This window comes from Allosaccharopolyspora coralli, assembly GCF_009664835.1.
Lineage (GTDB): Bacteria > Actinomycetota > Actinomycetes > Mycobacteriales > Pseudonocardiaceae > Allosaccharopolyspora > Allosaccharopolyspora coralli.
This window is the reverse complement of record NZ_CP045929.1, coordinates 1,499,345-1,521,169: the sequence shown is the minus strand read 5'-3', so window position 1 is coordinate 1,521,169 and position 21,825 is coordinate 1,499,345. Positions and strand designations below refer to the sequence as shown.

The following is a 21,825-nucleotide window of genomic DNA, read 5'->3' as shown; positions in this document are numbered from 1 at the left end:
AGCACCCGACGCGTGACCAGGTGTGGGGAGCGGAGACGTTATCGTGGCGGATCGTGACGGCCCCTGATCACGAAGCGGACGCGCTGCGCGCGGGTGTGGCGGCTGCCGGTGCGGGTGGTCTCGTCCCGCCGGAGCCGGACGCCGCGCCGGTGACGGACGCCTCAGCGCCCGAGTCGACGCCGGACGGCGAGCAGCGTCTGCAGCTGTTCGCCTACGTGCGCGCGACCGAGCACCGGACGTACTTGACGATCATGCGGTTGTTCACCTCGACGCTGCTCGCGGACCTGTCCGCGAGCGAGGTCGCCGCCGCGCTCGCGGTGGCCGAACGCGAGGGCCGGATCGGCCCCGGCGAGTCCGATGTGGACACTGTGATCGACCGTCTGAAACAGTTGGTGGGCTGGGGGAATCTCGTCGTCGGACGCCGGGAGACGATCGCCTCCAGCATCGCCGAGTTCCAGCACGGTAGCGTTCGCTACCAGGTCAGCAAGCTCGCCGTCCGGGTGCAGCGCGACGTCGACACGCTGCTGCAGGTCCCGGAGGGCGCCCGCGAGGTCTCCCGCGAACTGCTGCCCGCGATCGAGCGCGGGCTCGGCGAGATCGGCTCCGTGCTCTCGGACGTCCGGTCCGCCGAACGGCGCGACCCGGACGGCAAGGCCGCACGACAGAGCCGGGAGCGGCTTGCCGAGCACGTCACGACGGTGTTCCTGCAACATTCGGAGCTCGCGGCGACGGTGCGGGACTTCTACGCCTACCTCGGCCAGGTCGTCACACGCCACCACCTCGCCCCGGACGAGATCTCCGGTTTCCGGAACCTGCTCGTCGAGTACATCCAGATGGTCGTCGAGGACGTGTTGCGCTACACGCCGGCGATCGCGACCTCGCTGTCCGGACTGGCCGGCGTGCGCGACGAGCTGGTGCGCGCACTCGGACCGGCCGGCGAGCTAGGAACGGACGTCGAACGGGCACGGGGCCGCACGTCGGCGGACTGGCAGGAGCTGACCGACTGGTTCGTCGACTCCCCCGGCCGGCCGAGCCAGGTCGCCGCGCTGCGGGAGGCGACGGCGCGGGCGATCGGCTCCCTGCTGGCGAGCGTGAAGCGCGCGACGTCCGGCAGCGGTCCGGTCCCTGGCCGACGCTCGGAACTGCTGACGTTGGCACGCTGGTTCCACGAGTCCGACAGCGACCAGGGGCACCGGTTGTACGCGGCGGCGTTCGGCACGCAGTCGGCACGGCACCTGCTGCCCGCGCCTGATCACGACAGCGACAACCACGAGGTCGCGTGGCGGGACGGCCCGGTCATCGACGTGCCGGTGAGCGTGCGCACCCGGGGTGAGCGTGGCGCTCGCGGCCGGACGTCGCGGGTGCTCGACGACCCGATGACCGAGGAGACGTTGCTGGCCGAAGCGCGGGAGCAGGACGCGGTGCGCAGCGCGGCGGTCAGCGAACTCGCCGCGACGCAAGGAGAGCTCAGCGACCGGACGCTGTCCGGCAACGCACTCGGCGTGCTCTGCGAACTCCTGACGCTGGCGATGGCGGGTCGCGACTCCGCCGAGGACGCAGGCACCGCGCTCGATCCGGTGCATCGCCTGCGGGTGACGGTGCACCCGAAGGAAGGGCACGCGACCACGATCCGCAGCGTCGGCGGCTCGTTGACACTGCAGGACTCCGTGATCGAGGTCGAAGGGGACGGCGCGGTCCCGGAGGACGAGTCCACTGAGGACACTCGAAACTTGGCGCACGGAGCGGCTCGATGAGCGCGCGGGAACGGACCGTCGCGTCGTTCGACGAGCTGCCGGACATCGACGCGGCGAACGTCGTGCGCTGCGCCCGGGTACTGCTGCGGCGGCCGATGCTGCACGCGGGCGGCCAGGACGGTGACCTGCTGCCGATGATCCACCGGCGGCGCTCGGTGTTGCAGGACGTCTTCTCGTCGCTGCTCGGGTACCGGTTGGTCGTGGAGCGCCGGTTCGCGCGCCTGCACAAGGCCGGGCCCGGTAGCGACGCGACGCGCGGGGAACCGTCGCTGGGCCCCCGCGGGTACGCACACCTGGCGCTGACCCTGGCGGCGCTGACCGGGATCGGCCGCCAGGTCCTGCTCTCGCGGCTGGTGGTCGACGTGCGCGCGGCCGCGGTGGAAGCGGGCGTCGCCGTGGCCGACGACCCGGCTGATCGCCGCGCGTTGACGGCGGCGCTGCGTCACCTGGTCTCGCTCGGCGTGATCACCGAGACCGAGGGGGCGGTGTCGCCGCTGGCCACGGATTCCTCCGCCGAGGCGCTGATCACGATCGACACCGACCTGCTGGGTCAGCTCGTGTCCGGACCACTCGGCGACGCGACGAGTCCGGACGAGCTGATCGAGCGCGCCACGGCGGTGGGACCGCGCCAGGTGGAACACGCCGTGCGGCGCAGGCTCGTGGAGGATCCGGTGGTCGTGTTCCGGGACTTCCCCGCCGAGCAGGAAACCTGGCTGTTGGAGCACCTGCGGTCGGAGTCGGAGCTGCTGGAGCGGTTCTTCGGGCTCGTGACCGAGACCCGCAGTGAAGGAATCGTGGTCTCCGACCCGGAGGACTACCTCACCGACCTCACGTTCCCCGGCCCCGGCACGGTGGCGCGGATCGCGCTACTCGCGCTGCCGGACCTGCTGGGCCTGCACGAGCCTCGGCAAGCCGACGGCCGCCATCCGGTGACTCGGGACGAGGTCGCCGAGGTCTGCGCGACGTTGGTGGAGTCGTACCCGGCGGCGTGGTCGCGCGTCGCGGTCGAGGACCCGGAGGCCCTGGTCGACGACGTAACGGGACTGCTCCGTCGCCTCGGTCTGCTGGATCAGGACCGGCCGGACGGCTGGTGGCTCAGCCCCGCCGCGCACCGCTGGATCCCCGAACCGGACGCCACACCCGCCCAGAGCCGGGAATCGGAACCACCACCCGCACCGGTCGAACCCAGCTGGTCCCTGTTCGACGGCGCGGACGAGGCGGACGCGACGAAGGAGCCCGCTGGCTCCGCCGACACGCGAGAGGAAGCGCAATGAGCACCGAGGCCGCGCCCCGGGTCGACGACCTCGGCAGCCCCACCGACGGCCCTGACGACCCGTGGGTCTCGCGCCGCTGGCGATTGCACCGCGGCGGCGTCGTCAACATCTGGCAGTACGCCGAGCACACGTTCGACCTCTCCGGCGGGCGGGCGATCTTCCAGGGCACCAACGGGTCCGGCAAGTCGCGGACCTTGGAACTGCTGCTGCCGCTGTGCCTGGACGGCGACTTGCGCCAGGTCGGGTCGAAGGGCTTCGACACCGTGAGTGTCCGGCGGCTGATGCTCGACGAGTATCCGGGCGGGCCGAACCGCATCGGCTACGCGTGGGTCGAGCTGCGGCGCGATCTGCCGGACGGTGGCGAGGAGTTCCTCACCTGCGGGGTCGGAGTGAAAGCGTCGAAGACCTCGCAAGCGATCAGCGACTCGTGGCGGTTCATCACGACCCGCCGAGTCGGGCACCAGCTGCATCTGGTGGGCCCGGACCGGGTTCCGCTCGGCCAGGCGCAGTTGCGCGACCTGCTCGGGGCCGACTGCGTCCTCGACGACCAGTCCTTCCGCGCGAAGATCGCCGCGACGGTCTACGGCGTTCCCGCGGCCCGCTACGGCGATCTACTGCATCTGCAGCGGACGCTGCGCAACCCGGACGTCGGCCTGAAGGTGTTGGAGGGTCAGCTCGAACAGATCCTCTCGGACGCGTTGCCGCCGCTGGAGGCGAGTCTGATCGAGCGGTTGGCGACCTCGTTCGACGACCTCGAGTCGATCCGGTCGAACATCGTGCGGCTCACCAGCGCCGACAAGGCACTCACGGCCTTCCTGTCGACGTATTCGGGCTACGCGCTCGCAGCGTTGCGGGACCGTGCGGAGTCGATGCGTTCGGCGCGGCAGCGGTTGCACACGCTGCGCACCGAGGTGTCCACATTGGACGACCAGGTTTCCGGTAAGCAGACGGAACGCGACTCCGAGCAGCAACGGATCACCGAGCTCGAGCAGCGGGAAGGCGAGCTGGAAGCGAGCATCGACTCGCTGCGGTCGCATCCGGCCTACACCGAACTGCAGAACCTCCGGGACCGCGAGCGGCTCGTCGACAGCAAACGTTCGGAGGCCGTGTCTGCGCTGGACACCGCGACCACGCACCGGGCGAACGAGCAGCGCTCACTGGATTCGCTGCTCGGGCTGCTCCGCCGCCTGGTCCAGGACACCGACGCGGCAGGCCAGGCCGCTCAGGACGCGACGCACCAACTCACGACGGCCGGGTTGGACGGCACGCTCGTGCCGCACCTGCCGCGTGTTCCCACTGTGGAGCCGGTGGAGGAAGCCGCATCCGTGCGCGGGGCGCCGGAACCGGACGCGGAGCCGGTGTCGGTGCAGCGCAGGCACGCACCGGAGCTGGACGCCGACCATCTCGTGGAGGAGTTCCGGAATGCCGCGTACCGCGGGCGCCAGGCATCGTCGGTCGCGCAACAGCGCGGTGCGTTGACGCTGTCGCTGCACCAGAAGTCGGTCGAGCTGGACACGAACGCCGCCGAGGTGGCCGAGTCCCAGCAACTGGCCCGCCAGGCGCGCCTGGCGGCGACCGAGGCCGCGGGGCGGCGGAACCAGGCGCACCAACGCCTCGCCGAGGTCGCCGAGGCGTGGACGGAGCGTGCTCACGCGTGGCGTTCGGAGTGGCCCGCGACGGACACCGCGTCCACCGAGAACTCCCCGGCTCCGGAGCCTCCTGCGGCCGACGAGGTCGTCGCGGACCGCAGCGCACCCCGCCAGGCTCGCGAGGCTGCCCGCACCTGGGCCCGACCGCAGTTGCAAGCCGCGCGCCGCGCGGTCTCGGACGTGGAACGGGAGCTGGACGATCTGCGGACACGCAGCCGCGAGCACGAGGCCGAACTCTGCGAACTGCGTTCCGGAGGAGAGCGGAGCCCCGAGCGTCCGTTCTGGGCCGACGCCGAGCGCGACCCGGATGCGGGGGCGCCACTGTTCCAGCTGGTCGACTTCGCCCCCGGGCTGAGTGAGGACGAGCGCGCGGGCCTCGAAGGCGCCCTCCAGGCGAGCGGGCTGCTCAACGCGTGGGTGAAGGCCGACGGTGCGGTCGCCGACGCCACGCTCTCGGACCTGCTCGCCTCGCCGCTGCCCGGCGAGGGGCCGCGAACACCCGCGAACGCGGTGCTACGCCCGGTGCCCGAAGCGAACTGCCCCGTCCCGGAGTCGCGGATCGCCGAGGTGCTCGCCTCGATCGCCCTGGACGGCCACGAGGCAGCCTTGTCGGTCTCGGCCGACGGCTCGTGGTCGGCAGGCGTCCTGCACGGCACGTGGCGCAAGGAGTCCGCCGAGTACGTCGGCGCGGGAGCCCGCGAATCCGCGCGGGCCCGGCGTATCGGCGAGCTGGAGGACGCACTCGCCGAGCTTCGCGACCGGACCGGCGACGCGGAGTCCCGCCACAGTGACGCCACCGAACTGGCCGCGGCCGCCGAGCAGCACCTCGATCGCTTCCCGGACGGTGAGGACGTGCTCACCGCGCACGCGAACGTGCGCTCGGCGGTCGAGGCGGCCGCGGAAGCGGACCGGAAGTCATCCCAGAACCGCGAGCAATACGACCACACCGAACACCGGTGGCGAGCGGCCCAGGCCGAACTGGTCAGGGACGCCACCGAGGCCGGCCTGCCCGCCGAGACCGGCGCACTCGACGAGGCGCACCGCGCGGCGATCCAGGCCCGCACCGCCATCGACGCACTGCGCGACGTCGTCCACGACCGCTGCCTGGCGACGTTGGCGGACCTGCGTGAGTTCTCGCTGCACCACGACGTCGCGGTCGCGGACCGGATGGCGGCCGAGTCCCAGGCCGACGAACGCTGCGCCGAGTTCGCCGAGCATGCCACGGGACTCGCGGAGTTGACCTCGGCCGTGGACGGCGAAGCCAAGCAGATCGCCGACAAGGTCAGCGGCCTGGAACGCGAACGGGCCGACCTGCGCAAGGAACTGCCGCGCAGACGCGAGAACATCAGCACGGTTCGCGAGGCGGTAGCACGCCTGGAAACCCAACGCGATTCCAAGCGGGCACAGCTCGACACTCGTACGTCCGAAGTGGACACAGCAGAATCCGTTTTCGCGCAGGCACTGCGCATCCCGGGCTTGTGGGCGGCCGCGAACGTCGAGGCCACCGACGACGAAGCGAGCGAAGCTCCGCGGATCCCGGACGCCGACGACGCCGCCGACAAGCTCATCGCCAGCGAGCGCAAGGGCTCGTCCGAGTCGACGGTGCTGAACCGCCTGCAGACGTTGCAGCAGTCGCTGACCGGCAACTACGACATCCACGCGGGCGAACAGCACGGACTGCTCACCGTCACCGTGACCGGTGAGGAAGGACCGCGTCCGGTGGCGGAGGCGACCCGGCTGGTCAGCGAGCGGCTCGCCGACCAACGCGGCTACCTCAACGAGCGCTACCAGTCGATCTTCGCCGACTACCTGATCCGGGACCTCGCCGAACGGCTGCGCAACCAGATCGACGTGGCCGAAGACCTCTGCACGCGGATGAACGAGGTCCTCGACGGCGCCCGTTCCAGCCAGGGCGTCCACGTCCAGCTGGAATGGCAGCCCTCCCCCGCGCTCGGCGACGACATCAAGCAGGCGATCGAGCTGGTGCGGACCCCGTTCGCGGACCGCAGCGAGGACCAGGACGGCGTGCTGCGGCGGGTGTTCACCGAGCTCATCGAAGCAGAACGCGATTCGGGCACCGGCGGCTACGCGGAGATCCTCTCGCGGGCGCTGGACTACCGAGCTTGGTACACGTTCACCGTCCGGGTCCGCGACACCGGCCCCGAGAACAAGCCCCGGGTACGCCGGCTCAAGCAGCTCTCGTCGGGTGAAACCCGGCTGATCTCGTACGTCACCTTGTTCGCCGCCGCGGCGGCGTTCTACGACGCCGTCAGTGTGTCCTCCGGCGGGCAGGGGCCACTACGGCTCGTGCTGCTCGACGAGGCGTTCGAGCGACTCGACGATCCGACGATCGCGCGAATGCTGGGACTACTCGTCGATCTGGACATGGACTGGATGATCACCTGGCCGAGCGGCTGGGGAGTCTCGCCGAAGATCCCGAAGATGCACATCTACGACGTGTTGCGCCCCCGGAGCGGGCACGGCATCGCCTGCACGCACACCACCTGGGACGGGCACGGCCTGGAGCGACCGGAGTGAGCGACGAGCCCACCGCCGACGACGTCCGTCGCGCTTGGGGCGGTCCCGAGTTGACGGGACTGTGGCAGCAGGCGCGGGAGGCCTTGGAACAGCCGAAGCCGGCGGCGACCTTCCGACTCGCGTTACCGGACGACGACTCGCGCCGTGCGGTCGGTGAGGTCTACGGCAGGCCGATGACCGGTCTCGGAACCAGGCTCAACGTGGCCAAACTGGACGAAGCGGTGCGTGCGAGATTCGGGCTCGGACTCGAAGAGGTGCTGGAGATCCTGCACGGACGTCCGGTGACCAGGGCGTCGTCTCCGGCGAGGCAGGATGAGCGCCTCGAACGAGTGGCGTCGGTGCTGGAGGCGGCACTCGCCGAGCACGGGCTCAGCGGCCGACCCTGGACGCGGCCGTGGATAGAGTGGTGGAACCAGTACGGGCGGGTCGCCCGGGAAGACTTGGAACTCACGGCTCGGCGAGCGGCAGGCGCTCTCGCGCACGTCGTTCTCGACCCGGAGGCCTCGCCGAGATCGTGGATTCCCCGTGCGGACCTCGCGACCCAGCTCGACGCGCCGTACCAGCTCGACAGCGGGACAGCGTTGAGCCGCGTGGTCCTCAAGGCCATCGCACTGGCCCACGGCGTGGAAGCGCCCACCCGGGAACACGATCGCCACGCACTGTGGGAACGGGTCGGCGTGACCTCGGACGGAGTATCGGCCACCGTGGCATGTTGGGCATTGCCGCTCGTCGGTGCGGACCCGTGGTCTCGTGGCGTTCTCGACCGTACCGAGCTGGGACTGCCGACCCACCTCACGCATCGGGATCTGGCGGCGGCGCCGGACACACTCGTGCCTCCGGGCAGCGTGATCGCCGTCTGCGAGAACCCCCGTGTGTTGGAAGCCGCCGTCCACGAGGGAATACGGCATCCGCTGCTGTGCCTGTCGGGTCGTCCGTCGACGGTGGCCCTGCAACTGCTCGACCGACTTGCGCCGAACGGCGCGAGGCTGCGCCATCATGGCGATTTCGACTGGCCAGGGGTGAGCATCCTGAATGGGCTGTGGTCGCACCACCAGGTTCGGCCGTGGCGGATGAGTGCGGCCGACTATCGCGAGGAGCTCGACCGGGCGTCGCAGGAACGCCTCGACCTGCCCCCGCTCATCGGAACCCCGGTCGACACCCCGTGGGACCCGGCATTGCGGGAGCTGATGGCGGGCACCGGCCAAGCCGTCGACGAGGAAGTCACGTTGGTACGCCTCCTCGACGACCTCCGCGACGGCTCGCTGCACTGACACAGGGCTCCTTGCTGAGGGGTTTGCTCGGTGGGTCGGATAGCGGAAACTCGGCGCCCTCCTCGCTGCAGGATCGGATTCTCGAGACGCTCAGAGGAACTTTTGTTCCTCCGGGGCGCGCAGGATCGCGCTACCTTCCTCACTCAGGGAGGTGCCATGAGAGGCCTGGTCTTCGCTGCGACGCTCCTTCTCGCGACGGCGTGCACCACCGGTGCACCCGCGACCGACACGAACCCGCAGCCGCCGACGACGGTCGTGCAGTCCCCTGCTCCACCACCCGCGCCTCCCGTCCCGTCGCCGCCGCCTGCTCCTCCGACGGACAACTGCGGTCTCGCGCCGTCCGACATGGACGACGCGACGAAGGTGCAGTGCGGTCTGCTCCCCGAGTCGGTCACGGCGCCGACTCCCGCGCAAGAGATGCCGAACTGCACTGGGAACAACGTCCTCGTACCGGAAAGCCCCGTCGGTCCTTACTGCGACTTCGGAGGTTTCGGCAGCGAGGAGTCCGTGCCGGCCGAGCCGGAACCCGGTTCCTCGTCCGGTACGAACCAGACACCCGGCGATCTGTACGAGCAGTACCGGCAGGAGACCGGCTATCCGTACAGCGAAGAGGATTACGACTCGCTGTACGGATACCAGCAGTGCGGAACGGCGTGCGGCAAGGAGCCGACGAGTGGCCAGCAGCAACACGAGTGGGGCTGCCAGCAGGGCTATATCACCGAAGGGTGCTGACGCGGCAGGACGCTCAGCCGAGTGCCCGAGGCACGGACTCGATCAGCAGCCACGCTCCGAACAGGACGAACAGGCCCGCCGCGCCGTATCGCACGACGCGCTCCGGTAGGTGCTTGCCCAGCAGCAGACCCACGACGAGTGCGAGGGCATCCGCCAGCACCATGCCGACGGTGGAGCCGATCCACGTGCCGAGCCAGTCGTGCCGCGTAGCGAGGGTCACGGTGGCGAGCATCGTCTTGTCACCCAGCTCGGCCAGCAGGAACGCGACGGTCACCGCCAGCACCGCGGAGCCCGCCCAACGCCGTGCCCTGCCTCGTTCGGACTCGGTGAGATGATCCCCACGCGCCGTCCAGACGGCGAATCCGAGAAACGCCACACCCGCGACGACTCCGATCGCATTCGTCGGCAGTGCCGCGCCGAGCCCGAATCCGATGGCGACCGAAAGCGCGTGCACGAACGTCGTCGCCACCGTGATGCCGAGCAACACCTGCCACGCTCGATACCGCGTCGCGAACGTCATCGCCAACAATTGAGACTTGTCACCCAGTTCGGCCACGAATATCGCCGCCGAACTCACCGCGAAACCGGTCAACACGACTGTGCCACGCCCTCTCGTCCCCAGCCCTCGCCGGAGGTCGCGAGACTCTCCGGCCAGTGACAACACATCCTGGCCGAAGGTCTCGCCCACCTCGACGACGAGGTTCCGCAGCCGGGCGCGAACGGAGCGCCAGCATGTCGACCGCGATATTGGAGGGCTACTCCCCTTCTCGGGGCGAGATTACCCGACACCGGCGAACAATCAAGCGATTCACCTCGTCTCGTGAAATCGAATATCGCACTCGGGCGTGCGAAAAAATGCGTTTCGCCTCGCCGCAAGAAATGTTTGGCCGAACAATTCCCCTTTCGTTCGTTCGGGCGATCCCGGGGCCGTGGCGAGGCCACCCTCCGTTCGCGTTACGGATCCGGGTCGTTCGGGAGGAGCCTGCCGGGCACGTCCGGGTCGCAGCCGCAGCGCGCGAGCTGGGCGCGCACCGAGGGACGCGTACGGCCGAACCCACGAGCGAGTTCACCGACGAGCTCGGTCGCGGGCACGCCGGAGCCGCGGGCGAGCCACTGCTCCCGCAGCTGCTCGTTGAGGTCGTCGGTCCATGGCTTACCCGCGTTCGGCGCCGTCGCTCCGGCGGTGCGGCGAGTCTTCCGGCGCGTCCCATGCAGCCCCGAGAGACCGTCCAAGGTGCGACCGAGCACCTGCGCCGTGTCGTCGAGCGCGTCCACGGCCACGTGAACGGCACCCTCGACCATGACCTGTCCGTCGTCGTCTGCTCCGGTGAACTCGACCACCAGCGAGGCGGGTCGATCCTCCTGCTCCGGCTGCCGCTGCGCGGTGACGCTGAACGTGTGGTGGCCTGCTCGTGCCTCGTCTCGAAGATCCATGCACACGACGGTAGACCCGGGCGCGGAGCAACCGATGGCGTCAATCACCGGCGGCGAACGTGTGTCGGCACCCCCGATCGGGTCAAGCAGTCGGGCGGAGTGCGGGCTGCAGTCAGGCACAATGAACTTTCCCGAACTGATCATCACGGTGTGATCATCAGGTCGTGCGGCGGTGTTCTCGGTGGAGCAGGACCAACGCGGCGGCCACGACCTGGCCGAGTCGTCACGGGCAGTCCCGGTAGCGGCGCAGCGCCTTGAAGCGCGTCTCCAGTAGGGGGCTGCCGCGCGTCGACATTCACGGGGCCCTGGGGTTCCGCCACCCAACCCGCCGAGCAACGCATTCTGTCAGAAGTTCCCCTACAGGACATCGGCGATCGCGGTTCGGAGGGATCCGACGAAGGCCCGTACCGCAGGGTGCTCACCGGAGCCGCCGCGAAAGGCGACTTTGGACCGGCGATGCGCGGGCAGTCCGGTGAGCCGCACTCCCGGCGGCGGGTCCATCACGCCCAACCTCGGCAGCAGCGCGACCCCTTGTCCGGCCGCGACGAACAACAGGACGGCGGAGAAGTCGTTGACGTGGTGACGAATCCGAGGTTCGAACCCGGCCGTTCGACATGTCCGCAGGGCCATGGTGTGACCGGTCGTGCCGGGCATCGCGGTGATCCAGGGCGCGTCCCGCCACGGCAGCACGAGGTCCGCGATCGACGCTCCGGTCGCCACCGACCCGGCCTGCTGCCCCGGCGCCGCCCGCGACGCCAGATACATCCGCTCTTCGAGCAGCGGCAACGTGTCGACTGTGGTGTCGGGCGGCGCAGGCACGAAGTCGTAGTCGTGGATCAACGCGACGTCGAGTTCACGGGCGCGGAGCGCGTCGGCGACGCGGGCCGAGTCGATGTCGGCGACCATCGGCTCGAGTCTGGGGTGATCCCGCACCAGGTCGGCGAGCGCGGCGGGCACGATCGTGCGTCCGGCGGACGGGAAGGTGCCGATCCGCAACGGGCCGCCGAGTCCTTCGCGGGCGCTGGCGAGGTCGGACTGCGCCTGTTCCAGCCGCGCCAGGACCGCGTCGGCGTGGTCGACGAGACCGCGTCCCGCCGGCGTGAGCACCACTCGCCTGCCGGTGCGTTCCAGCAGCGCAACGCCCGCTTCCTTCTCCAGGACGGACAGCTGCTGGGACACCGCCGAAGCTGTGAACGTCATCGCCTCGGCCACGGCCGCGATGGTGCCGCGATGGGCGAGTTCGCGGAGCAGTTGGAGCCGCCGGACATCGAGCATCAGTTCAGCTTAGGTGTTGATGAACCAATGCGAAATAGACCTGCATTGTTCCGGGCGGCAGAGTGGTCGCCATGAACCTCAGTGCTCCGCTTCGCGGCCTCTTCGTCCCTGTCGTCACGCCGTTCACGGCGACCGGTTCGCTCGCCCTGGATGCACTGAAAAAGCTGGCGCACGATGCATTGGTCGACGGTGCCGCCGGGCTCGTCGCGCTGGGCACCACCGGTGAGTCCGCGTCGCTCACCGACGAGGAGAAGCAGCGGGTCGTGGCGATCTGCTCGACGGCATGCCGGGAGCACGGCGCCACCCTGATCGTCGGGACGGGCACCAACGACACCCGGTCGAGCGTCGAACAGGTTCAGGTGCTGGAAGCGCGCGGCGAAGCGGACGCGGTCCTGGTCCCGACTCCGTACTTCACCCGTCCCGGCGAGGACGGTGTGGTCGCACACTTCGCCGAGATCTCGGCACGCAGCAGCCTGCCCGTCGTCGTCTACAACATCCCTTACCGCACCGGCCAGGCTCTCAGCGCGACCGCGCTGCGCAGGCTCGCGTCGCTGCCGAACGTCGTCGGTGTCAAGCAGGCGGTGGGCGGCGTGGATGCCGACACGATGGACCTGCTCTCGGACCTGCCGGACGGGTTCTCGGTCCTGTGCGGCGACGACATGGCGGCCTCTCCGATGCTCGCCGCCGGTGCCCACGGGGGGATCACGGCGTCGTCGAACCTGCGCACTCGCGAATTCGCCGAGCTGGTCGAGGCCTGGGACAACGGCGACATCGTTCGAGCGCGGACACTCGGCAACGAACTCACCAGGCTGGCCGCGCCGCTGTTCGCGGAACCGAACCCGACGGTGCTCAAGGGCGTGCTGCATTCGCTGGGGCGGATCCCGACCGCCGACGTCCGGCTGCCGCTGCTGCCCGCGAGCGAGGTCTCGGTGCAGCGTGCGCTGACGCACTGCACCGAGACCGCACTGCTGGCCGGTTGATCAGCGGGAAGTGAGGGCTGCGAAACCGCTGAGCAGGAACCACGTGCCCACCCGGATCACCGGCGGGTTCTCAGCGCCCTCCTCGCGAGGACAGCGATTGTCGCCGCGTAGGTCGCCCCGCAGCGAGGAGGGCGTTGAGGCTGAGGGGCCGCCAGGAACCACCGAACAAGACCTTCCATCAGGAGTTCTCATCAGCGGGCAAAGAGTTCGAAGGCGACGGCGGGGACCCCGCCGAACTGTTCCGCCCCTGCACCGGTAGCAGCATCCTGCACACTGCGGCAGTAGTCCTCGGGTGACTCGTCGCTGATCGACTCCACGTACGTGCGATGCGCGAGCAGCGACCGCACGGCGCGTTCGACGGTGTCCGAGACGTCCACGGCGTGCGTCGGGCTCGACGTGGCGGCCACCGCCACCCACCGCACTCCGTCCCAGGGCAACAGTCCGTCGTCGATGAGCTCGGTGAAGATCCACCTGTTGCCCGCGTCGCCGCAGGCGTCCAGGGTGGCGCGGCCGACCGCGCGATGGTCGGGCGTGTTCCACGCGGTTCCGCCCCAGGTGTCGCGATGGTTGATGGTGAGCACGAGCTCGGGCCGGTGCCGCCGGATACCGGCGACGATGTCCCGGCGCAGAGCGGGTCCGTACTCGATCACACCGTCCCGATGCTCCAAGAACTCCACCGTGGACACACCGACGGCGTCGGCGGCCGCGCGCTGCTCTCGCTCGCGCACCTCCGCCGAGTCGGCGGGGTCGAGTGCGTCGATGCCTGCTTCGCCGTGCGTCGCCAGTAGATAGGAGACCTCACGCCCTTCGTCGGTCCACTTGGCGATCGCCCCGCTGACTCCGTACTCCAAGTCATCAGGATGAGCGACGACGGCCAGCGCCCGCCTCCACTCGGTCGGCATCGGTTCCCACTCCGCCATCCGGCACCTCCGTCGCGCACCACGTCCACGAGTTCGACGTTCTACCCTGGACCTTGTGTCGGCCATCCTGGGGCATCTCACGCTGAGCGTCACGGACGTGGCGCGAAGCCGCGTCTTCTACACGCGACTGCTCGGAGCGGAGGAACTGTTCTCCGGGGAGGACGAGATCGGACGGTTCTCCGTGCTGGCGACACCGAGGCTGCGCCTGGGGCTGCGCGCCCACGCGGGCGGGCTCGATCGGTTCGATCCCCGCAACGTCGGCCTGGATCACCTCGCGTTCCACGTGGCAGCCGACGAACTCGACGGATGGCGGGAACGACTGGTCGAGGCAGGCGCATCCCCACCGAATTCGGTGACCGACACCTGGGGACACACCTCACTGCGCATGATCCCGACGGGATCCCGATCGAGTTCTTCGCCCCCGCGAGCTGATCTTCGCCAGGACTCATCGCAGGATCACCGGTGATGTCATCGGCCTCGGAGTTCGGCAGTGATCCACGACCGAACAGCGGCGGCTCGACGTACCGCGGTGGCTGGCCACCCCGCGCGAAGTGTCGTCGCACAAGCGCTCCGCCGACCGCGGCCGAGCGGCCCCGGCTCTGGTGTTGTGGTCGGCCCCCGAAAGCGTCCGTCGCGATCAGCTCACGAGAGCCAGGGCGCGGGACGGCTCCACCGGCCGTGGCTCGTCCAGGAAGCGGCCGAGCCGATGCACGGCCCAGTAGCCACCGACACCGGCAGCGACGACGATCATGCTCATCACGGCACGCAACACGACGAATCTCCCCACACGGATCGAAGACGAGAGCCACGGAGACTGGTCGTGGCATCATCGACATCGACCGGACATGGCGAGGGCTCAATACGGATGTCGCCGGAACCGCTCCCTCGGTTACACCAATACCCCCGAACGGGTGGCGCTCCGCTCTGTCCGGTTGATCAGGCAACCCGGAGCCGCGAGGGCAGCCAGGCCGGCTACGTGGTCACCGTGACTGTCGAGCCGGACCGAAGAGCGCGTCGACGTGCGCCTCGAGAGCCCGGCGGACATCCTCCGGAGATCGTGCTCCGAGGAGCACGTGCGCGGACAACCCGTCGACCAACGCGAGCAGTGCCGCCGCCTCCTCGTTCGGTTCGCGCGCTGTCGCGGCCATGCCGCTCTGCTGGGCTCTCTCGATCTGCGCCGCAACGAACGATGCCAACCCCGCATAGTGCTCCCGCAGTGGAGCGGCAAGCGGTGTCGAGGTGGCGGTCTGCGAGACGCGCTTCGACCTGCGCACTCACCCGATCCAAGGCGAACCGCACCAGCTCGTCCTTACCTGCGACGTAATACTGGACCTGCCCCAGCGACACCCCGGCCTCGGTCGCGACCTGCCGCATCGTCACGGCTTCCAGACCGTCGTGGCGCAGCAACCGCCGGGCGGCCTCGGCGAGAGCCGCACGACGCCCCTCGTGGTCGACCTGCTTAGGCATCGACACCTCATCAATACAGGCGGGTGTGATTCGACTCCTGCGCACGGCGATTCGACGCCTTGCCGGAGGTACCGGTGCGGACGTGGTGCCGCACATGCGGAAGGTCTTCGCGTCCGTCGAGCTGCTCGACGGACGCGGCGGCACACTCGACGAAGCTCCACCGTGGCCACCGTTGATCACGCTCGTGGCAACGAAAGGGCAGGACCAGGACCCGCCAGACGCTCAGAACTCCGGGGCGACGGGGTCGAGCAGCGAGCGGTAGTCGCGGCTGCGCCGTGGCTCGACCAGCCCGCGCAGGATCAGCGCGGTCTGCTCACGCACGTACTGGTCGAGCCCGAGCGACCGTTCGAAGTGCCAGTGCTTGAGCGCCCACCCGTGCGCGAGCAGCAGCATGTTGTAGGCGACAAGGTCGACGTCGACGTCGACGACGGTCCCCGCGTCGATTCCTTGCCGCAGCAGGGTCCGCAGAGGCTCACTGGTCTTGATCTCCAGGTCCTTGATCTTCTCCCGGCCTTCGACACCGAGACTCTTGCTCTCCCGGTAGGTGAGCACGGCCGCGTGCCGATGCTCGTCGATGACCTCGCAGTACGCACGGAAGGCGGCGGCGAGCCGGTGCACCGGGTCCGCTTCCGCAGCCTCGAGCGCGGCCGGAATCCGGGACGCGAAAGTGTCCAGGACGTCGACGATCACCGCCAGCAGGAGCTCGTCCTTGCCACCGAAGTACCGATAGATCAGGCCGACACTGACCCCGGCCTCGTCGGCGACGGCCTGCATCGACACCGCCTGCGAACCCTCGCGTTCCATCAGGCGTGCCGCGGCGTCGAGCAGCTGCCTGCTCCGTTGCTCGACACGGACCGCACGGGCCGCCGCGTCCGGGTCGACCTCGGTGGCACGGCGCGTGGACCCCATTCGGCCTCCGTTCCCTCCGGTGAATCGACGTTCATTCTAGCCACTCGACGAGAGCCGCCGGAGCCGGATGAACCACACGTCGTTCGCCGTGAACTCACATTCACCAGTCGGCGCCACGACACCGGCGCCTGCAGCGTCAGGAGATTCGCAGTCCGGAGCGGTTCATCGCGTACTCCAACGGACGGGAAGATGGGTGATGCCGTTGATGAAGTTGGAGGTCAGCCTCGTCGGCGAACCGTCGAGGTCGAGCTGCGGGATCCGACGCGCCAGCTCCCGGAAGAACACGCGCAGCTGCAACCTGCCGAAGTGCGCCCCCAAGCACAGGTGCGGCCCCTGGCCGAACGCGAGGTGATCGTTGGGTTCGCGGGTGATGTCGAAGTCGAACGGATCCTGGAACGCGCGCTCGTCGAAGTGCGCGGAGGCGTGATAGACGACGACCTTGTCGCCCTCGCGGATCCGCACGCCCGCGACCTCGGTGTCCTGAGTCGCGGTGCGCCGGAAACTCAGCACCGGCGGGTGCCAGCGCAGCATTTCCTCGATCGCGCCGGGCACCAGTTCCGGGTGTTCACGCAACTTCCGGTACTGCACCGGGTGTTCGGTCAACGCGAGGACTCCACCCGGCAGCGCACTGCGCACCGTGTCGTTTCCCGCTATGACGACGAGGAAGAAGAACATCGTCAGCTCGGCGTCGGTCAGACTTCGTCCATCCACAGCGGACTGAACCAGGGCCGTCATGAGGTCGTCACGCGGATGCGCGCGCTTGTGCTCCGCGAGTTCCTGCGCGTAGGCGAACATGTCCCCCAACAGCGCCGGTGAGCGCGGGTCGATCGGGTTCCCGTGCTCGTCCCGCACCACCTCGGCGTGCTCCGGGTCCTGGTATCCGATCACCCGATTCGTCCAGCCCAGCAGCAAGTCCCGATCCCACGAAGGAACCCCGAGCAACTCGGCCAGGTTCACCAGCGGGAAGTCGTCGGTCACCTCGACCGGTAGATCGCAGCGTCCCCGGTCGGCGACAGCATCGAGAAGCTTCCGAGCACGGGCGGCGATCCGGTCGGCGAACCGTTCGAGCCGGCGCCGAGTGAACACGCCTGCCACCACCCGGCGCAACCGCTGATGTTCCGGGGCGTCCATGTTCAGGATCATCCGGCGGACGAAGTCCAGATCGTCCGGGTCGGGATCCCGGATCTGGGTGGCGCCGAGCCACGACGAGAACACCTCGGGTGTACGCAGCACGTGCTTGACGTCGGCATGACGCGTCACGGCCCAATACCCGGGCCCGGAAGGCCACCCGAGTACCTCGTGTTCCTCCTGCCAGCTCACCGGTGCGGTGTCCCGGAGCAGCCGGAACCGTTCGTGCGGCAGTCCGTCGGCGAAAACCCTGGGATCGAAGACGTCGGCGGTCATCACCTCTCCCGAAGGAACGATTCGATCGACGTCGCCAACGCCACCGGCGTCTCGTCCGGCGCGTAGTGGCCCGCGTTCGCCATGACCTCCAGCTCCAGCTTCGGATACCACTGCCCGAACGTGGCGCGGATCGTGTCCTCGCCGAGCGCCGGGTCGTGTTCGCCGACGATCACCTTGATCGGAACCTCACTGTCCGCGATCTCGGTGTGAAAGTCCGTCTTCGCCCAGGCGCGCAGATGACCGGCAACGGCCTCGGGGGTCGAGTTGCGCGCCGACTGACTCACCATCGCGTCCAGCCACACGCCGGTGAGCCGGTTGCCGGTGGTGAAGTCGACGATCGCCCGACGATGAGCCGGATCGTCGGCGGCACCGGAGAACAAACCCCAGGTCTCGTCGTCGAACGGGACACCGCTGGCAGGAACCGGCGAGATCCCGACGAGGGAACGCACCCGGTCCGGCGCGTCGGCGAACACCCGCTGCATGACGCTGCCGCCCATCGAGTGACCCACGACGGAGAACGACCCGACACCGAGTTCGTCGGCCACGGCGAGCACATCTCGCGCCGACTCCGCGATCGAGTACTCCCCGGCGACGTCCTGCCGCCCGCCGTACCCCCGGTAGTTCGCGAACACATAGCTGAACTCCTCACCGTCCAGGTGGGGGCGCAGCGCACCCCAAGTCGATGCCGCCCCGAACCAGCCGTGCAGCACCAGGACGGTGTGCGGCCCGTCCCCGTGGCGCTCGTACGCGCCTGCCATATGTGCCTCCGCGTGCTACATTCGCTCTTTCAGTGCCTCTTTCGCACCCCGAGGAGACAAGAGTGACGCAGGGCACATCGGGTGTCAACGCGCGCGCGTACTCGAAGACCTTGGGCAACGGGCTGCTCGTGCTCGAACTGCTGCGGCACCATCGCCAGGGCCTCGGGATCAATGCGATCGCGACGGAACTCGGCCTGCACCGCACGGTCGTGTACCGGCTGATCGGCACGTTGCGTGCGCACAACCTCGTCACTGTCGGAGCTGACGGTCACCACCGCGTGGGCCTCGGCCTGCTCGAACTCGCCACAGCCGTCCGCGCCGACCTCCGACGAGCCGCCGAGCCACACCTGACCCGACTCGCCGAACACGTTGCCGCGACGGCGTTTCTCGCGGTCGCCGACCAGGACGACGCCGTCAGCGCGTGTGTGGTGGAACCGGGCAACGCGCGGCTGCACGTCGGCTACCGGCTCGGGATACGCCATCCGTTGACGGTGAGCGCCGCGGGACTCGCGATCCTCGCCGGGCGCCCTGCGGTCGAGGGCGAACGGACCGAGGTCACTCGAGCGCGCACGCGCGGCTACGCGACGACCACCGCAGAGCTGGAGCCCGGTGCGTGGGGTCTGGCGACACGTCTGCCGAACGCGTCCGGGCACGCAGGCGCCAGTATCGGCGTGGTCGCGTTGAGCCAGCTCGACGCGACGACGATCGCGCCCACACTCCGGGAGATTGCCGCGACGATCGCCGAGGAAGTCGACACGTGACGCCTGAGCCTTCAGGGGTGCTGCGTTGGTGATTGCGTGGCGGAACCTCACGTCGCGGCCTCTTATCTCGGCAGCAGACGTTCCGCACGCACACGGGCGTCGATGAGGCGGCCGAGCCACGCCATCGATCCGTGTCGGGGCAACGCGGCGATGCGCGGTGCCAGTTCCGGCAGCGTCGATTGCGCGCCGACCGCGACGGCGTGCGCGACATGCAGAGCTGCAAGCGGGTGAGTGTCGAGGAGGCTGTGCCCGAGATCGTCGAACGGCACCAGCGTCGCCCCCGGTATCAACTCGGCCGCGCGCTCAGCGTTCACCCGCGGTGACCGCATGTCCCGCTCACCCGACACCACAGCCGTGGGCCAGTCGAACTCCGGCAACGAAGCGGGCAGGTCGAATGCCTCCCCGATGAACGGCGGGGCGTCGGCGGCGAGCTCGCCGAACCGCACATTGGGGTCCAGCGGCAGTCCGTCGGAACCGAGTCCGAAGCCGAGCTCGCCGAAGGCGATGCCTGCGACGAGATCGCCTTCCATGACGTGTCGCGTAACCGACGTCAGTTCGCGCTCACCGAGCCCGGCCACCCAGTTCCACGTTCCGAGCCGGCCGCTGCGGACGTTGTCCGCCATGCGTTCCAGCACCGCGAGGCCGCCGAACTCGTACGTCGTCTGCACGACGGGTCCGGTCTGGCGTACGGGGACGGCCTCGGATTCGACGAGGTATCGGAGCTGGGCGGTGACCCCCTTGGTCTCCGGTTCGTTCCCGTCCCAGAACAGCCGTCGCATATTCGTCTTCGACGTTTCGTTCTTGTCGGCTTCCAGAATCGTCGAGTCCAGCACCATGCCCGCGACCCGATCCGGGTGTCGCACGCCGAAGGCCTGAGCGAGATACGAGCCGTACGAGGTCCCGTAGATCACCGCACGGGACACGCCGCAGTCGTCGAGAACAGCGGCGAGATCGTCCGCCGCCTCGATCACCGTCACGGCTTCACGCGGAAGATCACGACCGCCGTGTCCTGTCGGGACAGTCCAACGCCACGGTGCTCCATCATGATCACGTCGAGCCCACGCGCGGTCGCCTTCGAGCGCAGATTCCAGTAGGGCAGCACCGAAGCCAAGCCGGGGCCTCCCGGGACCAGGACGACGGGAACGCCGTCCGCGCCGCCCGTCCGCACGTAGGCGAGCTCGAAGCTGCCGGACACCAACGGCCGTCGAACCCTGCGCACGTTCGCCCGCCGTACCCACCGCGGCTCGTCAGTCATGTCGCCCCCCGTTTCGTCCACAATGTTCGATTTCGAGTCTACGGGCGCACTGCGGAGCCCGGCAGGTGTCGGACGTCATCGACCCGTAGGGACACCGTCAGTTCGACCGAATGACTCGTACCCTCATTTCATGGCAGTTCCGCGCCCGGCTCGCGTCCAGGATGTCCACGAACTCGCGCATGCCATGCCACACGTGACCGTCGAGCACGGTTCGAAGGGCAACCCCGTCTACCAGGTCGGTGGAAAGTCGTTCGTGTTCTTCCGGACACCGCGCCCCGACGCCGTCGATCCGCACACCGGCGAGCGCTACCCGGACGTGATCATGTTCTGGGTGCCGTCGGAGTCCGACAAACTCGCGCTGGTGCAGGATCCGACGACACCTCACTTCACCACGCCACACTTCGACGACCATCCCTCGGTGCTCGTGCGTGCCTGCCGATTGGGCGAGATCACGCTGTCCGAGCTGACCGAACTCGTCGAGGACGCCTGGCTCTCCCGCGCCTCCCCCACCCGAGCCCGACGCTGGCTTGACACCCACCCCACCGCGCGGTGACCCCAAGCAACAACCCACTCCGACCGCCCCGCCCTGTGGACAACTCCACCGAATGATCGTGCTGGGCATCTCACGGCGGGATACGAGATAGAGAATCCCCCGATCTGGCCCTGTCGGTGATTCTCTCACTGTCGGCCCACCGAGTCATTTTCCACCGGTCGTTGACGGCTCGAATCGACGGCTCTACAGTAAGCTCTCACCTGGGACGAGCCAAAATCGAATCGGGGGACACCATGACGACATCACCCGCTGGACCGCCGTTTCCGATCTCCGTCCCGAAGAACGGTTTCGGCGTGACTTCACTCGTTCTGGGAATCATCGGCGTCGTTTTTTCCGTCATTCCTATCATCGGCGTGATCGCCTGGCCCCTCGTCATTCTGGGATTGATCTTCGGAATCCTGGGAATCGTTCGTGCGAGCAAGGGCACGGCGAGCAACAGAGGAGTCGCGATCGCCGGAACCGCGCTGTCCGCCGTCGGACTCGTGATCTGTATGGCGTGGGCGGCTGCGATCGGCTCGACGGCCCCGCCGGCGCCGCCGCAACCCGCCGGCGCCGCCGCCCCTGTTCAGGGCGCACAGCCGGCGGCTCCCGCCGTCCCCGACGAGCAGTCCGCGCGTGCCGAGATCTGGGGAGAGGGAGAAATTTCGGTCACGGTGACCGACGGCCAAGGCACCACGAGCAACACCGTGACGGGAGCGCAGACGATCGATCTGGAATCCGGGTTCGTCTCGGTATCGGTGAGCCGCTCCCCCAGCATGGACGATTACATGAACAACGGCGGCCCCAGTACGGGCGAAGTCGGCTGCACGCTGTTCCGCGGCGACGAGGTCGTCGACGACAAGCAGGCCAGCGGCGAGTTCGCCACTGTCGCCTGCTCGAAGATGTACTGAC

At 69.0% G+C, this 21,825-nt stretch carries 21 protein-coding genes and 1 pseudogene; 10 read left to right on the top strand and 12 right to left on the bottom strand.

The window, feature by feature from the left end:
• Positions 1-53 precede the first annotated feature (53 nt).
• The 5 genes from GIY23_RS07285 to GIY23_RS07265 all read left to right on the top strand — a co-directional run bounded on the left by GIY23_RS07285 (position 54) and on the right by GIY23_RS07265 (position 9,218).
• Entirely contained in the window at positions 54-1,754 is a 1,701-nt protein-coding gene (locus GIY23_RS07285; RefSeq protein WP_154075953.1) for a DUF2397 domain-containing protein, read from the top strand.
• A complete protein-coding gene (locus GIY23_RS07280) occupies positions 1,751-3,028 on the top strand; it encodes a TIGR02678 family protein (protein ID WP_154075952.1) in 1,278 nt (425 codons plus the stop codon). The genes GIY23_RS07285 and GIY23_RS07280 overlap by 4 nt, the downstream gene beginning before the upstream one ends.
• On the top strand, positions 3,025-7,215 hold the full coding sequence (locus GIY23_RS07275) for a TIGR02680 family protein (protein WP_154075951.1): 4,191 nt from the start codon (positions 3,025-3,027) through the stop codon (positions 7,213-7,215). Before GIY23_RS07280 ends, GIY23_RS07275 begins: the two co-directional genes overlap by 4 nt.
• Positions 7,212-8,486 (top strand): TIGR02679 family protein, encoded by a 1,275-nt coding sequence (locus tag GIY23_RS07270; RefSeq protein ID WP_228717589.1) that lies wholly within the window; start codon positions 7,212-7,214, stop codon positions 8,484-8,486. Before GIY23_RS07275 ends, GIY23_RS07270 begins: the two co-directional genes overlap by 4 nt.
• A gap of 156 nt (positions 8,487-8,642) precedes the next feature.
• A complete protein-coding gene (locus tag GIY23_RS07265; RefSeq protein ID WP_154075950.1) occupies positions 8,643-9,218 on the top strand; it encodes a hypothetical protein in 576 nt (191 codons plus the stop codon).
• Positions 9,219-9,231: 13 nt separating this feature from the next.
• Here GIY23_RS07265 and GIY23_RS07260 read toward each other — a convergent pair whose 3' ends face one another.
• From GIY23_RS07260 to GIY23_RS07250, 3 genes are all read right to left on the bottom strand, one after another.
• Positions 9,232-9,813: a TMEM165/GDT1 family protein gene (locus GIY23_RS07260; protein WP_154075949.1), complete on the bottom strand. Its 582-nt coding sequence runs from the start codon at positions 9,811-9,813 to the stop codon at positions 9,232-9,234.
• 359 nt (positions 9,814-10,172) lie between these two features.
• A complete protein-coding gene (locus GIY23_RS07255; RefSeq protein WP_154075948.1) occupies positions 10,173-10,652 on the bottom strand; it encodes a hypothetical protein in 480 nt (159 codons plus the stop codon).
• A gap of 357 nt (positions 10,653-11,009) precedes the next feature.
• Positions 11,010-11,927, bottom strand: coding sequence for a LysR family transcriptional regulator (locus GIY23_RS07250; RefSeq protein ID WP_154075947.1), 918 nt, complete (start codon positions 11,925-11,927; stop codon positions 11,010-11,012).
• Between the two features lie 71 nt (positions 11,928-11,998).
• Here GIY23_RS07250 and dapA point away from each other — a divergent pair, with 71 nt between their 5' ends.
• Positions 11,999-12,907, top strand: a complete 909-nt coding sequence (dapA, locus tag GIY23_RS07245) for a 4-hydroxy-tetrahydrodipicolinate synthase (RefSeq protein WP_154075946.1) — start codon at positions 11,999-12,001, stop codon at positions 12,905-12,907.
• 191 nt (positions 12,908-13,098) lie between these two features.
• On the opposite strand, the gene GIY23_RS07240 is transcribed toward dapA, so the two are convergent.
• Positions 13,099-13,827, bottom strand: a complete 729-nt coding sequence (locus GIY23_RS07240) for a PIG-L deacetylase family protein (protein WP_222850260.1) — start codon at positions 13,825-13,827, stop codon at positions 13,099-13,101.
• Between the two features lie 55 nt (positions 13,828-13,882).
• Here GIY23_RS07240 and GIY23_RS07235 point away from each other — a divergent pair, with 55 nt between their 5' ends.
• Entirely contained in the window at positions 13,883-14,293 is a 411-nt protein-coding gene (locus tag GIY23_RS07235; RefSeq protein WP_187352059.1) for a VOC family protein, read from the top strand.
• 171 nt (positions 14,294-14,464) lie between these two features.
• Here the strand turns inward: GIY23_RS07235 and GIY23_RS23200 are convergent, their stop codons facing one another.
• From GIY23_RS23200 to GIY23_RS07215, 6 genes and pseudogenes are all read right to left on the bottom strand, one after another.
• Entirely contained in the window at positions 14,465-14,599 is a 135-nt protein-coding gene (locus tag GIY23_RS23200) for a hypothetical protein (RefSeq protein ID WP_267313238.1), read from the bottom strand.
• Positions 14,600-14,807: 208 nt separating this feature from the next.
• On the bottom strand, positions 14,808-15,101 hold the full coding sequence (locus GIY23_RS22795; RefSeq protein ID WP_222850259.1) for a TetR family transcriptional regulator C-terminal domain-containing protein: 294 nt from the start codon (positions 15,099-15,101) through the stop codon (positions 14,808-14,810).
• A 34-nt stretch (positions 15,102-15,135) separates the two neighbouring features.
• A pseudogene (locus GIY23_RS22790) lies at positions 15,136-15,294 on the bottom strand (TetR family transcriptional regulator); the annotation flags it as partial.
• A gap of 222 nt (positions 15,295-15,516) precedes the next feature.
• The gene (locus tag GIY23_RS07225; protein ID WP_154075943.1) at positions 15,517-16,203 is read right to left on the bottom strand and encodes a TetR/AcrR family transcriptional regulator; all 687 of its coding nucleotides are present in this window, start codon (positions 16,201-16,203) and stop codon (positions 15,517-15,519) included.
• A 162-nt stretch (positions 16,204-16,365) separates the two neighbouring features.
• Positions 16,366-17,607 carry a cytochrome P450 gene (locus tag GIY23_RS07220; protein WP_154075942.1) on the bottom strand — a complete coding sequence of 414 codons (1,242 nt, stop codon included), beginning with the start codon at positions 17,605-17,607 and terminating at the stop codon, positions 16,366-16,368.
• Positions 17,607-18,365: an alpha/beta fold hydrolase gene (locus GIY23_RS07215; RefSeq protein WP_154075941.1), complete on the bottom strand. Its 759-nt coding sequence runs from the start codon at positions 18,363-18,365 to the stop codon at positions 17,607-17,609. Before GIY23_RS07215 ends, GIY23_RS07220 begins: the two co-directional genes overlap by 1 nt.
• A 62-nt stretch (positions 18,366-18,427) precedes the next feature.
• On the opposite strand from GIY23_RS07215, the gene GIY23_RS07210 reads away from it, so the two are divergent.
• Entirely contained in the window at positions 18,428-19,126 is a 699-nt protein-coding gene (locus tag GIY23_RS07210; RefSeq protein WP_187352058.1) for an IclR family transcriptional regulator, read from the top strand.
• Between the two features lie 62 nt (positions 19,127-19,188).
• On the opposite strand, the gene GIY23_RS07205 is transcribed toward GIY23_RS07210, so the two are convergent.
• Both GIY23_RS07205 and GIY23_RS22630 read right to left on the bottom strand, forming a co-directional pair.
• Entirely contained in the window at positions 19,189-20,103 is a 915-nt protein-coding gene (locus GIY23_RS07205) for an alpha/beta hydrolase (protein ID WP_187352057.1), read from the bottom strand.
• A complete protein-coding gene (locus GIY23_RS22630; RefSeq protein WP_187352056.1) occupies positions 20,100-20,381 on the bottom strand; it encodes an alpha/beta fold hydrolase in 282 nt (93 codons plus the stop codon). Before GIY23_RS22630 ends, GIY23_RS07205 begins: the two co-directional genes overlap by 4 nt.
• A gap of 130 nt (positions 20,382-20,511) precedes the next feature.
• On the opposite strand from GIY23_RS22630, the gene GIY23_RS23465 reads away from it, so the two are divergent.
• Both GIY23_RS23465 and GIY23_RS07195 read left to right on the top strand, forming a co-directional pair.
• On the top strand, positions 20,512-20,934 hold the full coding sequence (locus GIY23_RS23465) for an MmcQ/YjbR family DNA-binding protein (RefSeq protein WP_154075938.1): 423 nt from the start codon (positions 20,512-20,514) through the stop codon (positions 20,932-20,934).
• Positions 20,935-21,227: 293 nt separating this feature from the next.
• A complete protein-coding gene (locus tag GIY23_RS07195) occupies positions 21,228-21,824 on the top strand; it encodes a DUF4190 domain-containing protein (RefSeq protein WP_187352055.1) in 597 nt (198 codons plus the stop codon).
• The last annotated feature ends 1 nt before the right edge of the window (position 21,825 follow it).

Bases quoted from the DNA above. Each gene is read 5' to 3' on its own strand.
- GIY23_RS07280 (WP_154075952.1), top strand. From the start codon at position 1,751: ATGAGCGCGCGGGAACGGACCGTCGCGTCGTTCGACGAGCTGCCGGAC.
- GIY23_RS07275 (WP_154075951.1), top strand. From the start codon at position 3,025: ATGAGCACCGAGGCCGCGCCCCGGGTCGACGACCTCGGCAGCCCCACC.
- GIY23_RS07265 (WP_154075950.1), top strand. From the start codon at position 8,643: ATGAGAGGCCTGGTCTTCGCTGCGACGCTCCTTCTCGCGACGGCGTGC.
- GIY23_RS07255 (WP_154075948.1), bottom strand. From the start codon at position 10,652: ATGGATCTTCGAGACGAGGCACGAGCAGGCCACCACACGTTCAGCGTC.
- GIY23_RS07250 (WP_154075947.1), bottom strand. From the start codon at position 11,927: ATGCTCGATGTCCGGCGGCTCCAACTGCTCCGCGAACTCGCCCATCGC.
- dapA (WP_154075946.1), top strand. From the start codon at position 11,999: ATGAACCTCAGTGCTCCGCTTCGCGGCCTCTTCGTCCCTGTCGTCACG.
- GIY23_RS07240 (WP_222850260.1), bottom strand. From the start codon at position 13,827: ATGGCGGAGTGGGAACCGATGCCGACCGAGTGGAGGCGGGCGCTGGCC.
- GIY23_RS07225 (WP_154075943.1), bottom strand. From the start codon at position 16,203: ATGGGGTCCACGCGCCGTGCCACCGAGGTCGACCCGGACGCGGCGGCC.
- GIY23_RS07220 (WP_154075942.1), bottom strand. From the start codon at position 17,607: ATGACCGCCGACGTCTTCGATCCCAGGGTTTTCGCCGACGGACTGCCG.
- GIY23_RS07215 (WP_154075941.1), bottom strand. From the start codon at position 18,365: ATGGCAGGCGCGTACGAGCGCCACGGGGACGGGCCGCACACCGTCCTG.
- GIY23_RS22630 (WP_187352056.1), bottom strand. From the start codon at position 20,381: ATGACTGACGAGCCGCGGTGGGTACGGCGGGCGAACGTGCGCAGGGTT.
- GIY23_RS23465 (WP_154075938.1), top strand. From the start codon at position 20,512: ATGGCAGTTCCGCGCCCGGCTCGCGTCCAGGATGTCCACGAACTCGCG.